Genomic DNA, 20,488 nt, shown 5'->3' with positions numbered 1-20,488 from the left:
AGGATCGGTCTGTGCTGTTGACGATCTCCACGACCCACTCCCCGGCGACCGATCTCGGGTACCTGCTGGTCAAACACCCCGACCGGGTGCAGTCGTTCGCGACGACCGGCGGCACGGCACATGTGTTCTACCCCCACGCCGACACCGACCGGTGCACGGTGGCGCTGCTGCTCGAGATCGACCCCGTGGAATTGGCCAGGCCGGCGAAGGGCCGGCACAGCTCGGCGCTGGGGCGCTACGTCAACGACCGGCCGTATGTGGCGTCGAGCCTGCTGTCGGTGGCGCTGGGGAAGGTGTTCCGGTCGGCGCTCAACGGCACCAGCCGGGACCGGGCCGAGCTGGCGGGCACGGCGATCCCGCTGCAGATCGAGGTGCCCGCGGTGCCGTGCCGGGGTGGGAGCGAGATCGTCGAGCGGCTGTTCGCACCCCTGGGCTGGGAGGTAGCGACCACCACCGAACCGCTCGACCCACAGTTCCCGGAGTGGGGTGACTCGCCCTACACCCGGTTGCGGCTCACCGGGACCGTGCGCCTGGCCGAGGCGCTGAACCACCTGTACGTGCTGCTGCCGGTGCTCGACGACGCCAAGCACTACTGGGTCGACGCCGACGAGGTCGACAAACTGTTGCGCGCCGGTTCCGGATGGCTTGGCACCCACCCCGACCGCGAACTGATCACCCGGCGCTACCTGGCCGGACGGCACTCGCTCACCCAGTCCGCGCTCGAACGCCTGCGCGCCGCCGACGACCAGCTCGAGCCCGAAACCATTGAGGACCCGGTCGAACTCGTGGAGGCCACCGAGCGCAGGACGCCGCTGGTGAAGTTGCGCCGCGACGCGGTGCTCGCCGCACTCGCCGAAACCGGCGCCACCCGCGTCCTCGACCTCGGTTGCGGGCCGGGCACTCTCCTGCTCGCACTGCACGCCGACCAGCGATTCACCGAGATCGTCGGCGCCGACGTGTCCGGCGGTGCGCTGGCAATCGCCGAGCGGCGCTTGAAGTTCCACCGCATGCCCGACCGGCAGCGGGCCAGGATCACCCTCGTCCAGTCGGCGCTGACCTACCACGACGACCGGCTGCGCGGCTTCGACGCGGCCGTACTGATGGAGGTGATCGAACACGTCGACGAGAGCCGGTTGCCCGCCCTCGAGCGCGCGGTCTTCGGGCACGCCGCGCCCGGCGCGGTCATCGTGACCACGCCGAACGTCGAGTACAACGTGCACTACGAAACTCTCGACGGTCACCGTCACGACGATCACCGCTTCGAATGGACCCGTGCGCGATTCGCCGACTGGGCCGCCCGCGTGGCCGATACCTTCGGCTACACCGTCGACATCCGTCCCGTCGGCGAACACGACCCGCGCACCGGCTCCCCCACCCAGCTCGCTCTCTTCCGTAAGGCCGCCTGATGAACATCGACCTTCCCGAGCTGTCGCTCGTGGCCCTCGTCGGCATCTCCGGCTCCGGCAAGTCCACCTTCGCCCGCGCGCACTTCAAGCCGACCGAGGTGCTGTCCTCGGACTTCTTCCGCGGCCTGGTCGCCGACGACGAGAACGACCAGACCGCGACGAAGGACGCCTTCGACGCACTGGGGCACGTCGCGGGGATCCGCTTGCGTGCCGGTCGACGCGTGGTCGTCGACGCCACCAACGTGCAGAAGCACGCCCGCGCCGAGTTGGTCACGCTGGCAAGGTCTTTCGATGTGCTACCGGTCGCGATCGTGCTCGACACACCGGAAGCCGTTGCGTGGGAACGGACGCGGACCCGCACGGATCGCACCTTCGAACGGCACGTCCTGCGGCGGCAGAGCCAGGAGCTGCGGCGATCACTGCGGCAGCTCGGACGCGAGGGGTTCCGCAAGGTCTATGTGGTGAGCGACCCGGCCGATGTCACGATCTCCTACGAGCGGGCCTGGAACGACCGGCGCGAACTCACCGGACCGTTCGACATCATCGGCGACGTGCACGGGTGCCGCGCCGAATTGGAGTCCCTGCTCACCGAACTCGGCTGGGTGCTGGTGCGCGACGAGGCCGGACGCCCGGTCGACGCGACTCACCCGGACGGGCGCCAGGCCGTGTTCGTCGGCGATCTCGTGGACCGTGGACCGGATTCGCCAGGCGTGCTGCGGCTGGTGATGGGCATGACCGACAGCGGCCACGCACTGTGCGTGCCCGGCAATCACGAGCAGAAGCTGCTGCGCAAGTTGCGCGGCAAGCAGGTGACGGTGTCGCACGGACTGGCCGAGACGCTCGAGCAGTTGGCGGCGGAGCCACCGGAGTTCGTCGACGAGGCGGCGCGGTGGATCGACAAGCTCGTCAGCCACCTGCGGCTCGACGGTGGGCGGCTCGTCGTCGCGCACGCGGGACTCAAGGAGGAATACCACGGACGCGCCTCCGGGAGGGTACGCGACTTCTGCCTCTTCGGTGAATCCACCGGGGAGACGGACGAATACGGTCTTCCGGTTCGCTATCCGTGGGCGCGCGACTATCGCGGCTCGGCGATGGTGGTGTACGGGCACGTGCCGACACCGAAGGTGGAGTGGGTCAACAACACCGTGTGCCTCGACACCGGTGCCGTCTTCGGTGGTGAGCTGACCGCGCTGCGCTACCCGGAGAAGACGTTCGCCGCGGTGCCCGCCGAACGGACGTACTACGAGCCGGTGAAACCGCTTGTCACCGAACCGGTTCGTGACGACGAGACGCTGAATCTCGCCGATGTCACCGGGCGCAGGCACGTGCGTACCGACGACGGCACCGTCATCGTCGACGCCGAGAGTTCGGCGGCCGCGCTCGAGGTGATGAGCCGGTTCGCCATCGATCCGCGTCTGCTGCTGTGGTTGCCGCCGACCATGTCGCCGCCGTCCACGTCGTCGGTGGAGGGGTATCTCGAATACCCGACCGAGGCGTTCGCCGACTACCGGGCGGCGGGCGTGGACACGGTGGTGTGCGAGGAGAAGCACATGGGTTCGCGTGCCGTCGTGCTCGTCTGCCGCGACCAGGCCGCTGCCACCACACGTTTCGGCGTCTCCGACGACAGCTCCGGTGCCGTCTACACCCGCACCGGCCGATCCTTCTTCAGCGACGCCGCCCTCACCGAAACACTGCTCGCCCGGGTACGGGCCGCCGCCGGGACACTGTTCGACCAACTCGACACCGATTGGCTGCTGCTCGACTGCGAACTGCTGCCGTGGTCGGCCAAGGCGGGCGGGTTGATCCGCACCCAGTACGCCGCGGCCGGTGCGGCCGCCCGCTCCGCCCTCCCCCCGACGCTGGCCGCATTGGCAGCGGGCGTCGACCGCGGTCTCGACCTCACCGCCCTGCGTGCTCGCACCGCCGCCCGCGCCGCGAACGCCGACGACTTCACCACCGCCTACCGTCGATACTGCTGGCCCACCGACGATCTCGACGGCGTGGCGCTGGCACCGTTCGCCCTGCTCGCCGCCGAAGGCACCACCTTCGCCGACCGCGATCACGGCTGGCACCTCGACATCTGCGACCGCCTGGTCGCCGCCGACCCCACCACGTTCCGATCCACCGGCCGCCGCGTGGTCGACCTGTCGGACCCCTCCGCCGAAGCCGAGGCCACCACCTGGTGGCTCGACCTGACGGGCTCGGGTGGCGAAGGAATGGTCATCAAGCCCTACGCGGGCCTGTCCACCCGCACCAAGGGCAAACTCGTCCAGCCGGGCATCAAATGCCGCGGCCGCGAATACCTCCGCATCATCTACGGCCCGGACTACACAGCCCCCGAACACCTCACCCGCCTACGAGACCGCAACCTCAACCGCAAACGCGGCCTTGCCCTCCGCGAACACAGCCTCGGACTCACCGCCCTGAACGCTATCGCCGCCGGCGAGCCGTTGTGGCGGGTCCACGAGCTGGTTTTCGCGGTCCTCGCCATGGAGTCGACACCCACCGACCCCCGCCTGTAGACCCGCCGTCCGCGCCCAGCCGGCGCGGGCGGTGTCTCATCCGATGACGGGGGATGGGTTGGGCAGCAGTTCTGTGGCAGGGTCGCAGGAGCATCCGTGGAACCGCCGTGGGTGCGGCAGAACTGTTGAGAGATCAGAGAATTGACTGAGTTGGATCTTTTCCCGTTGCCCTTTCGTGCCGCCCATGTGGCGTGTGTCGCGCCTGTTCGGACGGTGCGGGAGCTCGAGATGATGCGGTTGAGTGCGAGTATCCGGGCCAAGCCGGAGTGGTATCGCAAGCGCGAGGATGCCGAGGTCGTGGCGCGGTGGTCGCGGGAGGCGGCCGAGCAGGGGATGACCCAGGCGCAGATCCGGTATGTGCTCGACGAATTGGGGTATTACGCCGAGCTTCGTGATGTGGAGCGCGGGATCGAGGTGTCGGCTGTCGACGGGGTGTGGCAGTCGGACTCGGTGGTCGACGAGGATCTGCGCAAGCGGTTGGCCGAGGCGGTGCGCGTACTGGAGGAAGTGCCTGCGGCGGAACTGGATTGGCATCCGGGATCCGACGGGCAGGTGCTCGATCTGGTGCATCCCTCGATGTACTGCCTGGTGCGTGGCGTGAGCTTGCCCGAGGACGCACCGTGGCCCGACCCGGAGAAGAACGCAGAGTCGGCCTCGCATTCGAAGAAGTTCCAGTGGTTGCCCACCGATGTCGAGGTCGGCGCCGACGGTTCCGTGGCGTTCCTTTCCTACGTGAACAATGTCGACCCGGACCGCCATCAGGAGCTCGCCGCCGTCCTGCCCGAGCTCTTCGGCCGGACGCTCCCCCTGCTGGAGAACGTGCTCACCGATCTGCGCGCCCCGAAACGAGTGCGCATCGTCGCCGACCCGTTCGGCTGGTACGAGGACACCGAACCGCAACCCCCGGAGGACGACGACGAGGCGGCCGAGGAAGCCTACGAAGAAGCCATGGAGAAGTGGTGGGAGGAACGACGCCCCGCCCTCCCCGACGCGCCCGAGTTCCAGCCGCCCGAGCGGGACGACACCCACACCGTCACGCTCAGCGGCCGCCGACTGCAGGTGATCGTCAAACTCGCCAATATCCATCTCACCCCGGACAAGCCCGAATATTCCGGTGGTTCATGGCATGTCGAGGCCATGCTGAACGAACGCATCGTCACCACCGCCATCTACTACTGGGACAGCGACAACATCACCGACAGCCTGCTCGGCTTCCGCACCGCCATCGACGAGCCCTACTACGAGCAGAACGACCGCACCGGAGTCCGCGAGGTCTACGGTCTCGACGACGAGGACGCGCTCAACCAGGAACTGGGCTCGGTCCACACCACGACGGGCCGGTGCGTGGCCTTTCCGAACATCTACCAGCACCGGGTCGCCCCGTTCCGGCTCGACGATCCGACCCGAAACGGTCACCGAAAGATCGTGGCCTTCTTCCTGGTGGACCCGTCGGTCACCATCACCTCGACCGCCGACGTCCCGCCGCAGCAGCCGTGGTCACCCGCCTCCACGATGACCAGGGCCCAAGCAGAGGAATTCCGTGAACAACTGATGCACGAACGCAAGTTCTTCGTCGACGAACACAACGAGGAATACTTCGAGCGGGAGTTCTACCTCTGCGAGCACTGACCTACTTCGCGTGGCGGCCGACCTCGTCCAGGTGGGTCAGCGCCTGCCGGTAGGACTCGAAAAGACTTGTCTCGCAGTACGGCACGCCGATCTCGTCGCAGAAGCCCGCGACGATCGGCTGTGCGTGGCGCAGGTTGGCGCGCGGCATCGACGGGAACAGGTGGTGTTCGATCTGGTAGTTCAGGCCGCCCATCGCCAGGTCGACGAGGAAGCTGCCGCGCACATTGCGTGAAGTGAGGACCTGACGACGCAGGAAGTCGGTGTTGTCGCCCTCGGGCAGGACTTCCATGCCCTTGTGGTTGGGCGCGAACGTCGAACCCATGTACAGCCCGAACAGGCCCTGCTGCACGGCGATGAACACCAGCGCTTTGCCCGGCGACAGCACCAGGAACGCCGCCGACAGCAGACCGACGAAGTGGGTGGCGAGCAGCGCACCCTCCCAGACGCGGTTCGCGATCGGCCAGCGGAACACCGCGACGATGCTCTTCCAGTGCAGGCTGCCGCCCTCGAGCAGCAGCAGCGGGAAGAACAACCACCCCTGGTAACGGAAGATGAAGCGGCGCCAGCCCTTTCCGGTTCGCGCCCGCTCGCCGGAGAACGCCAGCACCCCCATCGCGTCCGGGTCCATGCCCTCGGTATTGGGGTGGGCGTGATGGCGGGCGTGATTGCTGGTCCACCAGCCGATACTCAACCCGATCGCCAGATTGCCCGCGATCAGGCCGTACAGGTAGTTGGCCTTGCGGCCCGCGAAGATCTGCTTGTGCCCGGCGTCGTGGCCGAGGAAGGCGATCTGCGAGAACACCATCGCGAGGAACGCCGCCACGAGCAGCGTCCACCACGAGTCCCCGATGACGAAAAATGCCGCCCACCCAGCGACGAAAGCCGCCGCGGTGAGGGCACTCTTCCACCCGTAATACCGCAACCGCCGGTCCAAGAGGTTCGCCTCCCGGACACGACGCAACAGGACCGAGAACTCACTGCCACGCACGGGGACGACATCTGACGCTATAACCACCGCACAAGCATGGCGCATGGAGGCCACAGCCGGGTGAACGGGTTGCAGATCGATGACGACCGATTGCCTCAGCGCCGCCAGAAGAAGTGGTGGACGACCCCGCTGGGGCTGGGGACTTCTTCGTGCTGGAAGCGGTCCGCCAGTTCGGCCGGGCTCTCCCACAGCCGCTCCCCCGCGCCCAGCTCCACCGGGGCGACCGCGATGTGCAGTTGATCGACGAGGTCGGCGTCGAGGAATTCCCGGACCGTCGCCACGCCACCGCCGATGCGCACGTCTTTGCCGTCGGCGGCGTCGAGAGCCCGCGCCAGTGCCTCCTTCGGCGAGGCGTTCAGGAAGTGGAAGGTGGTGTCGGACAGCGTGAACGAAGGACGCTCGTGGTGGGTGAGCACGAAAACCGGTGTGTGGAAGGGCGGTTCGTCGCCCCACCAGCCCTGCCAGTCGTAGTTCTCCCACGGACCGCGCTCCGGGCCGAACTTGTTGCGGCCCATGATCTCCGCGCCGATATTGCGGGCGTAGTCGCGGGTGATGTAGTCGTCGAGGCCGTAGCTGCCGCCCGGCGCGGTGCGGCCGGGCCAGTGCGCGGTGGCGCCCGCCCAGGACATGAAGTCCCCCGGGTCGGCGTGGCCGAACGGCCGCTCGCGGCTCTGCCCCTCACCTGCCCCGTACCCGTCGGTGGAAATGCTGAAGTTCTGCACCCGGACCAGCTGTGCCACGGCGGCACCCCTTTCTGATTGCGATCTGCAAGCAGTTGCGACGGTAGCCTAAACTGATCCTGTGATGCAACCAGTTTCGAAGAACAAGCTGCCGGTGCCGCCCGGCAAATCCGGATGCCCGATCAACCGGAGCGTCGAATTGCTCGGCGACCGCTGGAGCATGATCGTGCTGCGCGACATGATGTTCGGCGGGCACACGCACTTCCGGGAGCTGCTCACCGGCTCGATCGAAGGGATCGCATCGAACGTCCTGGCGGCGCGGCTGGCGAAGCTGGTTTCGGCCGGGTTGCTCACCCGCCACGACGATCCGTCGCACCGACAGAAGGTGGAATACCGGCTCACCGAGGCCGCGATCGATCTCGTCCCGGTGTTGGCTCAGCTAGGCGCCTGGGGCGCGCGCTGGCTCGAGACCACACCGGAACTGACCGTGCGCGCGGAACTTCTCGCCGCGGGCGGACCACCGCTGTGGGAGCGATTCATGGCGGAGCTGCGCGCCACACACCTCGAGGGCGCACCCACCCCGCGCGACGGCGTCCTGGCCGAGCTCACCGCCGCCTACGAGGCGGCCAAGTCCTGACCGAGCGCCCCATACCGAGCCCGTCGCGTGGGACTGTCCTCAGCCGAGGCCGTCCGGAACGATGCGAAGCTTTTGCGCGATGCGGGCGAGGGCTTTCTGATCACTCTTGCTGAGCGAGTCGAGGACGGTGCGGCGCACTGAACGCAGGTGTGTCGGAGCTGCCAGACGCACGATGTCCAGGCCGGCGTCGGTGAGTTCGGCGAGGGTGTAGCGACCGTCTGCCGGGTCGGGTGCTCGGACGATCCAACCGCGCTGTTCACAGCGCTTGGTGACGTTGGACAGGCGCGACAGCGACCCGCTGGCGAGGACGGCGAGTTCCCCCATGCGCAGCTTGCGTTGCGGCGCTTCGGAGAGGTGACTGAGCACGAGGTATTCGAAAAGGGTGAGGTCGTGCTCCTGCCGCAGTGGTGACTCCAGCTTCCCGGGCAGCAGTAGGACCAGGGAGATCAGCCCTGTCCACGCCGCCTTCTCGTGCTCATCGAGCCAGCGATCTTCCTGGTCGCCCATGCGTGTCTCCGTGCTGCTCAGGAGGTCTGTTGCCGGCTGACTCGAGCCGGCAATGACTTCAAGGTTGAATTATTGGTTGCGCAGGGTTAGTTTACGTGTGAAGTCATACATCGCGGTACGCCCCTCCACACGAATGAGAGCATCATGAGCACGGTTACCTTCGGCATCAGTCCCGGCGCAGGCGAGAAGCTGCACCAAGCGCTCGGCTACAGCAGCGCCGTCCGGGTCGGCGACCGGGTGGAGACCTCTGGTCAGGCCGGGGTGAATGACGAGCTGATCGTTCCCGACTCACTGGAGGACGAGATCGTCCAGGCTTTCGACAACGTGGAGCGAACGCTCGCCACCGTTGGCGCCACCTGGAGGGACGTCATTCACGTCAACTCCTACCACAAGGTCGAAGCGGGAAGCGGCGTCATCGGAGACGACCACAACAAGGTGATGGCCGAGCAGTTCCGTCGGCGCCTCGGCGGCCGCGCGCCGATCTGGACCGAGACCGGGGTGACCGCGCTCGGTCTCGCCGCCATGCGCGTGGAGATTCGAGTCACCGCCATCGTGGGTTCCGGAAACTGAACGCCGCATCCAGCGACCGAAAGCAGCGCCTCACTCGCGAGTACTACCGAGGACGCTCCCACGGAGTGATGTGGCTCGGCTCGGCTCGTTCGTAATCTCGCCATACTGACCAACGGCGAGAGGACATTTGATGATCATCCCCACCGAGCGGAGATCGCCGATGCAGCGGTTCCGGGTGCCGGTTCTGCTCGTCGGGGCGGTCGTGTTGCTGATCGCCGCGCGGGGCGTGGACGCGCTCGTTTCGGATGTGCCTGTGTTGCGGTTCTTCCTAGGAATCGGCGCGGCGGTCGGGGCGGTCTTCGCTTTCAGGTGGCTTTCCTGCCGTGTCGAGAAACGCGCGGAGGTCACAGAATTGGCCGCCGCTGGGCGGTGGCGGGGGCTCGGGCACGGTGTACTCATCGGAGCCGGGGCGTTCCTCGCGACGATGCTGCTCGCGATCCTGTTCACCGACGCCGACATCACCAGTGGCTCATTCGGAGCCTGCCTGGGAGTCGCGGGCTCGATGGCTTCGGTGGCGGTCACCGAGGAGCTGCTGTTCCGTGGCGTGGTGCACCGCATCCTGGAAGAACGGACCGGCAGCATCGTCGCGATCGCGGTCTCGTCACTGATCTTCGGCCTGACGCACTTGGTCAACAGCAATGCCACGCTGTGGGGTGCTCTGGCCATCGCGGTCGAAGGTGGTGCGCTGCTCGCCATCGCCTACACCGCCACGCGGTCGTTGTGGTTGCCGATCGGCCTGCATTTCGCCTGGAATTTCACGGAGTCCGGCGTGTTCGGCACTGCGGTATCCGGCGCCGACGGCGAACCCGGCCTGCTACGCACCGTCCTCTCCGGACCGGATGTGCTGACCGGTGGGGCATTCGGTCCGGAGGCGAGTCTCTTCGCGCTGCTGTGCTGCCTGGTCCCGGCGGTGTGGATGCTCCGCAGTGCGAAGCTCGTCACCCGGCGCTGACAGTTCATTACCGGACCTCCCGCCTCCGGCCGAAATAGCCTCGGCGGCTGCGATTCTCGCTTTCGATGCACGAGTTAATGTTGCTGGAACAGCAAGTTTGCGTGCCAGATCGTGTCCGATCCGGAAACACTGAGAGGTGTCCCGTTCAAAGGGGTCTCGATGAGCGCCATCCATGCGGTCACCTTCTGGAACGGGACCGGGAGCGCCGTTCTCGGCGCCCCATGCCGCCGCGTCCCGCTCTCAGCATCCGCCGATTTCTCTGGACAGGAACACATGATCACCGCAATCCGGCCGTCACCGCACCGCTTCCGCCGAGCCGTACACGCGATGGTGACCGGCACGCTGGCTCTGCTGCTCACGGTCGGCACCGCCGCGTGCACCACGCCCATCTCTGCCGACATTCCCCCATACGCCCTTGCTACCCACAACGATCCGGAATTCGACAGGACCTTCCGGCACGAGTTCGCCGATATCGAGGGGGTGCGGATGCACTACGTGACCGGTGGCACCGGTACACCGGTGGTGCTGATCCACGGTTGGCCGCAGACCTGGTTCGGCTGGTGGCCGATCATGCCGGAGCTGGCCGAGAAGCACACCGTCTACGCTATCGACCTTCCCGGGCTGGGCGACAGCACCGGCTCACCGAGCGGCTACGACAAAGCCACCTTGGCCCGCTACGTGCACACCCTGATCGCCGATCGGCTCGGGGTGCGTGACGCCCGCGTCATCGGGCACGATTTCGGTGCCGCGGTGGCATTCCAGTACGCCACCCAGTTCCCCGCCGACACCGCACGTCTCGGCTACCTCGACCTGCCGCTACCCGGGCCCTCGATCGATGCGGCCACATACCGGTCGATGAGCTGGCATATCGCCTTCCATTCCCAACGGCGGGTCCCCGAGGCAGTCGTCGACGACGTCCGCGAATATCTGGCGCTGTTCTATCCGCAGGTCTCCTTCGGCGGATCAGCCTTCGGTGGCACCTCGGACCGATCCCCGTTCACCGACGCCGAGATCGATGAGTACACACGGACTTACAGCCGACCTGAAAAGCTGGCAGGCGGCTTCGAGCTCTACCGTGCTCTCGATCAGGACGTCCGCGATGCCGTGGCAGCAGCACCGACACCGGTGCCCACGCTGCTGATGACCGCCCAGGGCCAGCTCGACCCCGTCCGGACGACCGCGGCCCCACGGATGACCAATATCGTGCGGGCAGTGGATGTGCCGAACGCGGGCCACTGGCTCATCGAGGAGAACCCTCAGTTCGTCACCTCCGAACTGCTGCGCTTCCTCGCCGGATGAGCCTGGCGGAACTCGTCCACAAGTGGTCTGGAGTTCCGGAGTCACAACAAAAACAGGTTAGGGGACTCGAACCCCTGACCCCCACTTAGAGCGTCATGAGCCGATCGGACTGGCGGGGATCGATCTTCAGCGTCCACACCAACGGATCGACAGATGCGCGAAGGTCCACTCGGCGGCAAACTGTACCGAATTTTGTTCGGCGACAAGGGATTACACTGCTCATTGCAGAATGTCAGCCGGGACTGGGCGGGGCGGCTTCCACTCGGGGCCGCCTCGACAGACCCCACGCCGGACATATAGCCCTCATGACCGGTATTCAGAACGTCAAATGCCACCGACGCCATCACAGCACCCCCATTCACCGCGGCAAGGGATGGGCGGTGATATCCAAATCGCCACTGACCAGGCAGAACGAAACTGTAACCAACGTCCCTCAGATCTGCGGGCAAGCATCTCATCGGAAGACCCGGAACCATCTCGGCGACGAAAGCGGGGGATAACCGGGGGCCAGCTCAAGAGTCTCCACCGGAACGGTCACGATCGCTCCTCGACATCGTCAGACCACTGCCAGCACAGGTGAGCTGTCCGGCGAAGCCCACCGCTGTCGATGCGCAGCCGACTATGATCGGTGGCACCGTGCGCGTCGGCGGACGAGCGTCGTTCGCCGAGTCAGGCTCAAGTGGTTTCACGCAGGGCGTCCGCCACCGCGGAGGTTTCAGTCAGCAATGGTGATCCTCCGGTGGTGCTAGGCGGGGAAGCCTGCAGTTCGGTCTCGGCGGGACCACTCGGCTTAACTTGGCAATTCTGTCGTCGCCGAAGACGATTCGTGGATGACCGATTGATCAAGCAACAGCATCGCGGCGGATGTTGCTGGCGTGTCCGGCCAAGCCAGCCAGCATGTGAGCCAGCGGGGCCACCATGGGTGATATCGGCGAATCCTTGTTTGACTTGCAGTCGATAGCACTCACCCGTAAAGGCTCGCTGACTCAATCGGCAACCCACGTGTCATAGTCCGCCGTGCTCTCGCCATATATCGACGATTTGTGCATACGAGTCGATACCGGTCGAGGAATCGCGAGGGACAAAGAGCCGAAGGAGATCTGTGCAGTCAGAGCGTGATCCGAACCACATGTCGAATATCCGAAACATAGTTTTCGGTCCGGGAGTGTGGTGGAGGAACAGGACTGTCATGCCATCACCAGCAAACTCGCTTGCACGGCTGGCACTGCACACAACCATCTTCCACAGTGGCTCCGTTCCGATTCCGAGGTCGGCTGTTATCGGTTCGTCGCCTATCCGGTCCAGTGCGGCCGTCAGCGTTGGGGACAATTCACTGAAAGACGAAGGCAAATCGGTATCGGTCGCAAGAGCGCGCGATACCGGCAGAATGTCAGTGTCAAAGATGTCTCGCAGGCGGCCCAGCCCCGTCGAGCCGGCGTAATCGGCTGCGCGCCAACAGGCCACGAGTCGCTCGCGCAGTGCAGCCTGGTCCTCGATCCGGGGAGATGCATTCACGAAGAGCACGTGCCGCAGGAGGGTGTCTCTTCCTGCCTGCTTGGAACGGTGGATCTTCATCGCCCCGGTCAGCACAAACGCATCCATCGCAGCCACCAAGCCACTGTCGTCACGATCGACCTTGCGGACGAATGCCTTCTCCCCAGGTACGGCCAGATCGCCTGGCCCAGGCTGCACGCCAGCGGCATCGGAGAAGAAGAAGTCCGATATTATCTGGCCTGGCAACCGCCGTGCGCGCACGATGAAATCGTTCCGGCCAGGAGTAGAGACATCGCGAAACGGGCTTGCCGTGTAGGCGACGTACTGGGCTCGAGGTAAGGCGTTGAGCAGCGCCGTGACGTAGTTGTCTAAGGCCGAGTGGGGTTGTGCAGCATCTGTGTCCAAGTCGACCACGAGAGCCGGGACTTCTTCGCTCGGCGACAGGCCGGCGCGGAGGTCCTTGATCACCTTCCGCAGCACGGCTCTGTTCTTCTTGATGACCAGCAAGCGCGTCGGCGCTCCAGACAGATTCTCCGGTGAGTTCAGGGGCAGGTCTGGCACCTCCTTCTCGAAGGTGAGCGCACGGAGCGCGGGCCCGAGCCTGCTGTAGTCAAGATCCTGCCCCGTGAGGCGTATGACGCCAGACGGGGGAAGGTCACGATCAACCTGCTGCTGCACCTGTCGGCGGAGGTCGTTCAGGTTTCCGGCGAGCACGATGACCAGCCGATAATCAGCATCGACTGCCTTCGCGACGAGTCCGATCGCGGCGCTCGTTCGGCCACCCCCGATTGGATACAAGACCAGGCCATTGCGGTTCTCGGGCTTTGCGTCCGTAGGGGCGTCGAGCAGAGCGAGTACCTCGTTCGCGACGGCTTCGGTTTGAGCAACAGCCGGTGGCGACCAGCCACGCAGCGCGAGAGCGTTGCTATAGAACTGCCAGCAGTAGTCGTTGGCAAGATTCGCGGCCACGCTCGAAGAAGTGGCTCTGGCCGACCCTATCAGCAAGATCGCACGCTCACGTTCAAGCTCGACGATCCGCTCCCGCGCCACGCTCAGCTGATCATGGAGGGCCGCAACCGCCGCGGGCTGGCCGTGTCGGAGGACATCGTTCTCTACGAGCAGTTCTCGATACTGGAGGTCAGCGGCTTTGAGGCGTTCTCGGAGAACGGCGCACTGCTCCTGCAAACGCTTGGCATGACCCCACGTTCCGCTGTGAGCGTCCTGGGCGGCGTACAGCAATTCCAAGAGCTGCTCAGGCTGTCCAGGCTGCGGATGCCCGGACCGCAGTTGAACCTCGTCGACAAGATCTTTGATGAACTCTTCGGAGGGCAGAACCGCACCGTTGAAGTAGCGGGTCACCGTACTCGGCTGTAGCGCCTGTTTCTTGGCGTATTCGCGCGCCGATATTGCACCGAGCAAAGCGAACTGGTACCGCAGTGCATCGGCGAGTGCACGGCGTTCGCCGGGCAGGTCTGGTCTCAGCGGCCCGAACTGGCCGGAGGTGTGGCGCACCTGTCCAGTCATATCGCGCCTGGCCGGTCGTGTCGACGTTGCGCAGAGTTTTGCAACGCGTTGCACTCGATGCATCACCACCCCGGCTGGCAGCTTGGGCAGCGATATCTGCACGAACACCGCCCCCGCCGAGGGGCACACCAAAGGAGTAGATGCCGTGGCTGACAACGAGAAGTCAGGTGCGATGTTGTCCGTGCGCAGCGCGCTGATCTTCCTATGCGCGCTGATCGCCGGTGTCGGAGCAAGCGTCCTCACGACCTTTGCCCGACACTCGCCCTATGAAGCAACGCTGATCGGCGTGGCCGCGGCGGCAAGTGCGACCAAGTTCCTTCACTGGCTGATCCGATGATGATGCCGGACAACGTGAAATCGCTCTCGCATGGCACTGCCCAAGGCGGTTCCCGAAGACGCTGTCACCGCGGATCGGTCCCTGTTACAACCGAACAAACAGATCGACACCGCGAGAGCCGCGTTCAGCTCGGGCAGTCGGAGTCTCATTGCGCCGCTTGACGAAGCGGATGCGTGCTGCCAGAGCCGAACCGCTGGAACCGTATGTCGGGGCCGACGAACCATGGCGATGCGCGTGCCTGACGTGTGGTGAGGTGGGCTTACCCCCGTCTGTCCGCAGTGAAGAACGGCCGGCAGGGCCCCTGCCAGCCGTGTGGCCGTCGCAAGGGCAACAGAGCGCTATGAGGATTCCCTCCCACGAGGCCGTCTCGGCCATGGGCCGCAGCCGGATTCGACCCGATCGGGCGCTACCCCGGTTATGCCGCTGCTTGGTCCTGCCGCTGCCGGGTCTCTTCGACTCTCCCGCTTCTGCGCACCGCTGGTTGAATTCCACGGTGACGGATCAGGATGCAGTGACAGCTGCCGCGTGGCAGCCAAACCCGAAGCAGTCAGATCCATCCCCATCGGCACAAGCCGTCGACGGAACGCGGGACCAAAACGGGGGTCAACGCGGGGCAAGACACAAACAGGTCAGGCCCGGTCCTAAGACCGGGCCTGACCTGCTATTTAAGTGGACTACATAGGAACGTATTCCAGGAAGGACTACCTACGCGATCGGTTCCGCACCCTGCACGAACGCCTTGCCGGGCGGCCGCCGAGGACTCCGGTCACGGTGACGCCCGTCCCAAGAGCGGCACTCGTCTGACGCCAGCCCTGCGTGACCAGATCGCGTCGAAGTACGCCGCGCGCATCCCCTCGACACAGCTCGTGCGTGACTACCAGAGCGGCAAGGCACGGCGCTCAAGATCCTCCGCGAGGCAGGAGTCACCATGCGCAACCAAGGGCTGAGCGAAGATTAGGTGATCGAGGTGGCGCGCCTGTATGGAACAGGGCTGTCACTGACCCGGTTCGGTGAACGGTATGGGGTGGACTCCACGACCGTTCATACAGCGCTGACCGGGCGTAGGGTAAGGATGCGGGATTCGCACGGGAGCGAGCGGTAGGCTACCCGTCGAGATCACCACTTTCTAAGAGCTTGATATACGCCGTCACATGCATGACTGCGATTACTGCGTTGATACGCGAATATTGCCGCTTCCCGACTGCGTGCGCACTGGCGTGGCGCGAGTAGCCGCGAGGGACAACATCCCCTCGACTCGCCCAGAACTCAGTGAAAGAGCCCCATATGCCACCAAAAACTATGCTCGCCCGAACAGGCAAATCATCCAGATCCAAACGATCTTTCTGAGATGTCACCAGACTACGAGCCACACTATCGAGCGTGTCACGAAGCATGGTGTCCAACAAATTGGCAGCCAACGCCTGTCCGCCAGCTGGAATATTCGCTTCAATCGAATCTATTGCCTGCATTGCAAAAACACAGTAGTTAAGGAGTTTTGGGTCTACCACTGAATCTAGATTCGAACGGCAGAACTTTAGGATCGACTTCCATCTACGTCCTAGTATCTTTCGTCTTTCCTGCGGTGTCGACGCGTCGAACAGTGCTTGGACAGTCTTCGAATCAGGCACCCAACCTAACGGTAAACCCTCATCGAGCAGCAGAGCCTCAAGATCACACCCCTCAGTGTCAACACCTCGCCAATTCGGAGGAAACAGAGAGCCGACTAGCTTCTGAATCCGTTCCCAATCGAAAAGCTTTTCGAATTTTTTCCGCTGCTCCTCGTAAATAGTCCGGAAGGCATCAAGACTGGCCGTGTCCACACTGTGGAACTGAGTTAGATTCTGCAAGTTCAATGCTGGAGCGAACAGCCGAGAGTAATCGACACTGAGCGCCGGTAGGTCGAGATGGAACTTTGGCAAGTTTTTCGTTAGCGATTGCGCCCAATCAATACCAAGACCAGATCTCGATGCATTTATGCGTTCGATAGCCTCGATTAGCGAGGATTGGACTGGAAGTTGCGGGAACGGAAAATTCATCCGAGGCAGCTTGGGTCCTTGAATCTTCGGAAGCATAGCCCCATACAACGACTCCACCCTGCGTCTTTCCTCGGGCGTGAGAGCTCTAAACACCTCGTCTGAGTTACTATCCGCCATTTAGGTAATCTACTCCGTATCCCACGATGCAACCATAGACATAAATACTACGCCAAACAACCTTTGTTCGATACGACCTGCTACACCTGGCCGCACTTTAACACCCTCGCGCTCCCAATCTGGCCAGATTATCCAACGCCCGAAACTCCCTCCTTCATACCCTGCCCAGCCTCTACTGGGAAGCCAAAGCTACGCAGATATGCATCGACTGACGAGGTGAACTCTCCTTCAGCGGCATCAATTCGAATCGCATCGGCCAAGACTTCTCGCTGGACCCCAATAGCTACATTCCAGCGCTCCAACATATCCCGGACTTTTGTAAGCCTGTCACACCTTTCGCGAACCAAGTCGATGCGATTTAGTTTCAGAACCCTGACCGTTATCTCGCCACGCACCGCGCCGAGTTGAAAACTGAGGATACCACCGGCAAAATGCAGATGCTCGGCCATATCGTCATCGTACGGACTCAAGATGCCTTGGACAGCATCGTAGAAGTCCCCTTTTTCTGTATTACATACCTGGCATGCCCAAGTCATATTACTCCACCGATGGGCCAAATCAGGCCTAATCGACTTCGGAACCATATGTTCCACATGAGGATATGACACGTCGGCGATGGTTGACTCGCAGTAGGCGCACTTTCCGGCCGTTTCCTCGCTCAGTGCGTCTTTGATCTGCGGATCACGCCATTTTTCTGGCTTATTTTTGCTTTTGGCCGTGACTGCGGCGACGTACGCAGCCGTCCAATCTTCCTCATTCTCCTGCAATACAGACGGCATCTCACCCTTTACCAGCCGCCTCACCTCAGCGGCTCCGCATCAGGACGGTCAGTCAATTCAATTACAGCATCCGGGAACTCTGTGTCCAGGCCTCGTTCCTTCAGCTCTTCCCGAAGCGCCCGCAGCCGCGAGGCGTCAAGTGGTGCACTCGCATATCGACTCACGATTTCGTCAAATGCTTCCTCTGCCCACCGTGGCATAGTGCTCTCAACACCAAGTACCCGCCGTAGAATAGCATCAGCGCTCGCTGCCTTATTCGCATAGTCCAGCTGCCTCGACTCTACATGGCCTGATTCATTGTAATCGAATGCATACACTGCCGAGTCAGGAGTAGCAGTTACCACAAATGGACTATGCGTAGCGACAATGAACTGTACAGACGGGAAGGCTCGAAGTAAACTGGGAAGAATCTCTCTCTGCAAGCTCGGATGGAGGTGATTCTCCGGCTCGTCAAGAAGTACAGTAAAGGCCGATTCCGTCCGAGATTTCAGGAAAATCTGCCAAGATATCTCGATAATGGCCGAGAGACCTCCCGATAGGTCATCCAGAATAAAATCGCCCGAACGCATTTGGACAATCACGTCAGGTATGCGGACCCGCATACCTGAGTATCCAGCAGAAGGCGGCATGACATTTCTCAGAATCTCCTGGAATCCCGTCCAGACCGCAGCAGCCTCGGGGTTAAAATCCACCGATTCATTACCCCGACCTCCGAAAGTCGCTGCAGCCATTAGCGACTCTTTCAGTGCACGCTGAGGACTCCTCCCTGTCCAGCTTCCCTGCCATCGGACACGCAGTTCATTCGTAAATTGTTCGAATATTTGGTTGGCATCACCAAAAAGAGTAGGTATTGTGTCTACTAAGGTGTAACTACTGGTCATTGTTCGATGCGAGGTGAGAAACGCGCCCTTTACATCCTGCGCATGCGGCATGTGCAGATCATAATTGCCTCTTTGCGAGTCAGCCGCGGGTCGCGACGGAACACTAATGGGAGTGGGCGCACCCGTCCCGTAAGTCAATGTACCGATTTCGACCATACTTTGGTTTTCATCCCGACGAACGGATTCTTCCTCCGACTCTTCCACCCAAAATGTCTGCCATTCAACGCCTCCTTGTCCATCGCGCCGAATCGGAGAAGACGAATATGCCCGCGACCAGTTGAAATGCCTTCCCAAGATTCCCAGTATTGTACTCTTGCCAGTCGCATTGGCGCCTGTCAGAACAGTCAGGCGCGGATGAAAGTCGATATCCACGCGTCCAAACTGGCGCCAATTCCTAATAGCTATAGATTTGAAACCTCCCGACGAGCCCGACTCTTCACACTGCCGCATAGCACCAACTCCCCTGTTTACGTTAATTAATTGATTCGCCCGGTCAGGGCTAACTACCTAATAAAATAACAGACAATTGCCCTGCGGAGAATACCCGCAGGATGTAGCGCGACTAGCAGACTATGTATAGTCGCCGCCAACTGCCCGCTCGACATTTGAGAGCTTCCACTCTGCGTCGACCCACAGGCTGATCCTAGGCTAGGCCAACCGCTGCAAAACTCCCCTACCTCCGGCACCGCCGAATGTGGACGAACGGCCGTTGTGATCGCATCCAGCTTCCGCTGGAGCCGGGTGGAGGACACGCTATGGATACCCGCAGCGTTGTCGTTCAGCAGCGCACACGCCTGAGCCGGTTCGCCGTCGGCTATGTAGGTATGGGCGAGGTAGAGCTGCCACGAATACCTGTTCGCGCGGCCACGACGCCGCAGCGTCAAGGGCGGCTTGGAGGTGCTGCCCCGCCTGCTTGTAGTTCCCGGCGAACATGTACGAGATTGATCAGGCCGTTCATCTCGGTTTCAGACAGCCACACCCAATCCGGGTCGAAGCCACGACCGGACTCGTACGCCCGGTGCGCCTTGCTGATCGCCTGCCCATCGCCGCCTTATCGACCACGCCCTGTGCCTGCGCCTCCCGGAGCGCAGCCAGCGCCCGCTCCTTCGGGCCGCCCTGCTTGAGCGCCGCGCTCTGGGCAGCCTGCGCCAGGTGCGCAGCCTTCTGCGGCCGTGAGTGCCGAGACGGGCTGGCACCCTCGACCAATCCAGCCGTATCCAGGTCGATAATGCTAGCGTTTATCAGGGCGTGAGCTGCGGAAATGCCGTCGCCTGCCTCTTTGGCGGTGTGTACGGCATCGGAGTAGAAGCGCAGCGCCCCAGTCCGTCGCCGATGACGAGACCGCCCAGGTAACGGCGCCCGGAGCGCCTCATCCAGATCAGGCGGACCACAGGTTCACCGCCTGCGGTGGAAGCACGCTCGTCACATGCGCCCAGGACACCGGTCAGTGAACGCGCCGATCGTGCTCCAGCGCATCAACCGCTGGTCAGAGATACATCGAACAGCGAGACGACTTTGCCCGCAGCCCCACTGCCGTTCGGTGGGATCGGCGCACCCGGCATAGTCGGCAGTGGGCTTCTAGCCGTAATCGTTCGGAAAAGTTCGGCAGGAACCAGAGACTGCTCGATCAACGTCTTCTCGCTGATACCTTCACTGCCGAGAAGCTCGACGGCACGTGGAAGAAGCGACGGTTGTTCCATCACCTTGATCGATGCCGGTTCGACGCGTCGCCAGCCGCGCGCCGAAATCGTGGCCATCGCGTTGCGGTAGGACATGTCGCTCAGCACACCGAGCGACCGAGCCCGGTAGAGCATCGCTTGGATGCTGACACCCCAGTACTCCTTGAGCTGGTGCAAGTCTCTCCAGGCGCTGCCGCCCATGCTCGTCGGCAACGATCCTCGGATCAGGTCCGCTGGCATCAGGAGTTCGGACGCGAAGCGGTTGGCCTGATTTTCTACGATCCTGCCGCCCGGTTCGGCGTCGCTGTGCATCAGCAGGTGGCCAAGTTCGTGTGCGACGTCGAACCGTTGCCGGTAGAAGTCGCGCTTGATCGGATTCAAGGCCACGACGGGGCGCAGTCGGCTGTCCGAAAGGAGTATGCGTCGACATCTGCTGCCTGGTCGGGGCTGA

The 20,488-nt window shown here is 63.3% G+C and carries 16 protein-coding genes; 8 read left to right on the top strand and 8 right to left on the bottom strand.

Annotation, left to right across the window (positions count from 1 at the left end; translation table 11 throughout):
• Positions 1 to 11: 11 nt before the first annotated feature.
• The 3 genes from NI2_RS16515 (at position 12) to NI2_RS16505 (ending at position 5,557) form a co-directional block, all read left to right on the top strand.
• Positions 12 to 1,406, top strand: coding sequence for a 3' terminal RNA ribose 2'-O-methyltransferase Hen1 (locus NI2_RS16515; protein ID WP_067491815.1), 1,395 nt, complete (start codon positions 12 to 14; stop codon positions 1,404 to 1,406).
• Entirely contained in the window at positions 1,406 to 3,928 is a 2,523-nt protein-coding gene (locus NI2_RS16510) for a polynucleotide kinase-phosphatase (protein ID WP_067491813.1), read from the top strand. The genes NI2_RS16515 and NI2_RS16510 overlap by 1 nt, the downstream gene beginning before the upstream one ends.
• A 141-nt stretch (positions 3,929 to 4,069) precedes the next feature.
• Positions 4,070 to 5,557, top strand: coding sequence for a DUF4246 domain-containing protein (locus NI2_RS16505; RefSeq protein WP_067491811.1), 1,488 nt, complete (start codon positions 4,070 to 4,072; stop codon positions 5,555 to 5,557).
• Between the two features lies 1 nt (position 5,558).
• Here the strand turns inward: NI2_RS16505 and NI2_RS16500 are convergent, their stop codons facing one another.
• Both NI2_RS16500 and NI2_RS16495 read right to left on the bottom strand, forming a co-directional pair.
• Positions 5,559 to 6,572 (bottom strand): fatty acid desaturase family protein, encoded by a 1,014-nt coding sequence (locus NI2_RS16500; protein ID WP_243749726.1) that lies wholly within the window; start codon positions 6,570 to 6,572, stop codon positions 5,559 to 5,561.
• A 68-nt stretch (positions 6,573 to 6,640) separates the two neighbouring features.
• Entirely contained in the window at positions 6,641 to 7,285 is a 645-nt protein-coding gene (locus NI2_RS16495) for a dihydrofolate reductase family protein (RefSeq protein ID WP_067491809.1), read from the bottom strand.
• Between the two features lie 64 nt (positions 7,286 to 7,349).
• Here NI2_RS16495 and NI2_RS16490 point away from each other — a divergent pair, with 64 nt between their 5' ends.
• Entirely contained in the window at positions 7,350 to 7,862 is a 513-nt protein-coding gene (locus NI2_RS16490) for a winged helix-turn-helix transcriptional regulator (protein ID WP_067491806.1), read from the top strand.
• 39 nt (positions 7,863 to 7,901) lie between these two features.
• Here NI2_RS16490 and NI2_RS16485 read toward each other — a convergent pair whose 3' ends face one another.
• Positions 7,902 to 8,369, bottom strand: a complete 468-nt coding sequence (locus tag NI2_RS16485) for a MarR family winged helix-turn-helix transcriptional regulator (protein ID WP_067491804.1) — start codon at positions 8,367 to 8,369, stop codon at positions 7,902 to 7,904.
• 144 nt (positions 8,370 to 8,513) lie between these two features.
• On the opposite strand from NI2_RS16485, the gene NI2_RS16480 reads away from it, so the two are divergent.
• From NI2_RS16480 to NI2_RS16470, 3 genes are all read left to right on the top strand, one after another.
• Positions 8,514 to 8,939 carry a Rid family hydrolase gene (locus NI2_RS16480; protein ID WP_067491802.1) on the top strand — a complete coding sequence of 142 codons (426 nt, stop codon included), beginning with the start codon at positions 8,514 to 8,516 and terminating at the stop codon, positions 8,937 to 8,939.
• 130 nt (positions 8,940 to 9,069) lie between these two features.
• Positions 9,070 to 9,891, top strand: coding sequence for a CPBP family intramembrane glutamic endopeptidase (locus NI2_RS16475; RefSeq protein WP_133733812.1), 822 nt, complete (start codon positions 9,070 to 9,072; stop codon positions 9,889 to 9,891).
• Positions 9,892 to 10,164: 273 nt separating this feature from the next.
• Positions 10,165 to 11,190, top strand: a complete 1,026-nt coding sequence (locus tag NI2_RS16470) for an alpha/beta fold hydrolase (protein ID WP_166655720.1) — start codon at positions 10,165 to 10,167, stop codon at positions 11,188 to 11,190.
• Positions 11,191 to 12,195: 1,005 nt separating this feature from the next.
• Here NI2_RS16470 and NI2_RS16465 read toward each other — a convergent pair.
• The gene (locus NI2_RS16465) at positions 12,196 to 14,316 is read right to left on the bottom strand and encodes a hypothetical protein (RefSeq protein WP_133733813.1); all 2,121 of its coding nucleotides are present in this window, start codon (positions 14,314 to 14,316) and stop codon (positions 12,196 to 12,198) included.
• Between the two features lie 37 nt (positions 14,317 to 14,353).
• Here NI2_RS16465 and NI2_RS16460 point away from each other — a divergent pair, with 37 nt between their 5' ends.
• Positions 14,354 to 14,545 (top strand): hypothetical protein, encoded by a 192-nt coding sequence (locus NI2_RS16460; protein ID WP_133733814.1) that lies wholly within the window; start codon positions 14,354 to 14,356, stop codon positions 14,543 to 14,545.
• 1,103 nt (positions 14,546 to 15,648) lie between these two features.
• Here NI2_RS16460 and NI2_RS33860 read toward each other — a convergent pair.
• The 4 genes from NI2_RS33860 to NI2_RS35165 form a co-directional block, all read right to left on the bottom strand.
• Positions 15,649 to 16,581, bottom strand: a complete 933-nt coding sequence (locus NI2_RS33860; protein WP_133733815.1) for a hypothetical protein — start codon at positions 16,579 to 16,581, stop codon at positions 15,649 to 15,651.
• 245 nt (positions 16,582 to 16,826) lie between these two features.
• Positions 16,827 to 17,477 (bottom strand): HNH endonuclease, encoded by a 651-nt coding sequence (locus NI2_RS33135; RefSeq protein ID WP_133733816.1) that lies wholly within the window; start codon positions 17,475 to 17,477, stop codon positions 16,827 to 16,829.
• A gap of 20 nt (positions 17,478 to 17,497) precedes the next feature.
• Positions 17,498 to 18,808, bottom strand: a complete 1,311-nt coding sequence (locus NI2_RS33130; RefSeq protein WP_084476472.1) for an AAA family ATPase — start codon at positions 18,806 to 18,808, stop codon at positions 17,498 to 17,500.
• Between the two features lie 1,025 nt (positions 18,809 to 19,833).
• A complete protein-coding gene (locus NI2_RS35165; protein ID WP_371851987.1) occupies positions 19,834 to 20,436 on the bottom strand; it encodes an ImmA/IrrE family metallo-endopeptidase in 603 nt (200 codons plus the stop codon).
• Positions 20,437 to 20,488: the final 52 nt, after the last annotated feature.

Origin of the sequence: Nocardia ignorata NBRC 108230 (genome assembly GCF_001612905.1) — a bacterium.
GTDB classification, from domain to species: Bacteria; Actinomycetota; Actinomycetes; order Mycobacteriales; family Mycobacteriaceae; genus Nocardia; species Nocardia ignorata.
The sequence above is the reverse complement of the archived record's forward strand: the minus strand, read 5'-3'. Positions and strand labels throughout refer to the sequence as shown.

Bases quoted from the DNA above. Each gene is read 5' to 3' on its own strand.
- NI2_RS16510 (WP_067491813.1), top strand. From the start codon at position 1,406: ATGAACATCGACCTTCCCGAGCTGTCGCTCGTGGCCCTCGTCGGCATC.
- NI2_RS16490 (WP_067491806.1), top strand. From the start codon at position 7,350: ATGCAACCAGTTTCGAAGAACAAGCTGCCGGTGCCGCCCGGCAAATCC.
- NI2_RS16485 (WP_067491804.1), bottom strand. From the start codon at position 8,369: ATGGGCGACCAGGAAGATCGCTGGCTCGATGAGCACGAGAAGGCGGCG.
- NI2_RS16480 (WP_067491802.1), top strand. From the start codon at position 8,514: ATGAGCACGGTTACCTTCGGCATCAGTCCCGGCGCAGGCGAGAAGCTG.
- NI2_RS16475 (WP_133733812.1), top strand. From the start codon at position 9,070: ATGATCATCCCCACCGAGCGGAGATCGCCGATGCAGCGGTTCCGGGTG.
- NI2_RS16470 (WP_166655720.1), top strand. From the start codon at position 10,165: ATGATCACCGCAATCCGGCCGTCACCGCACCGCTTCCGCCGAGCCGTA.
- NI2_RS33860 (WP_133733815.1), bottom strand. From the start codon at position 16,581: ATGAATTTTCCGTTCCCGCAACTTCCAGTCCAATCCTCGCTAATCGAG.
- NI2_RS33135 (WP_133733816.1), bottom strand. From the start codon at position 17,477: ATGCCGTCTGTATTGCAGGAGAATGAGGAAGATTGGACGGCTGCGTAC.
- NI2_RS33130 (WP_084476472.1), bottom strand. From the start codon at position 18,808: ATGCGGCAGTGTGAAGAGTCGGGCTCGTCGGGAGGTTTCAAATCTATA.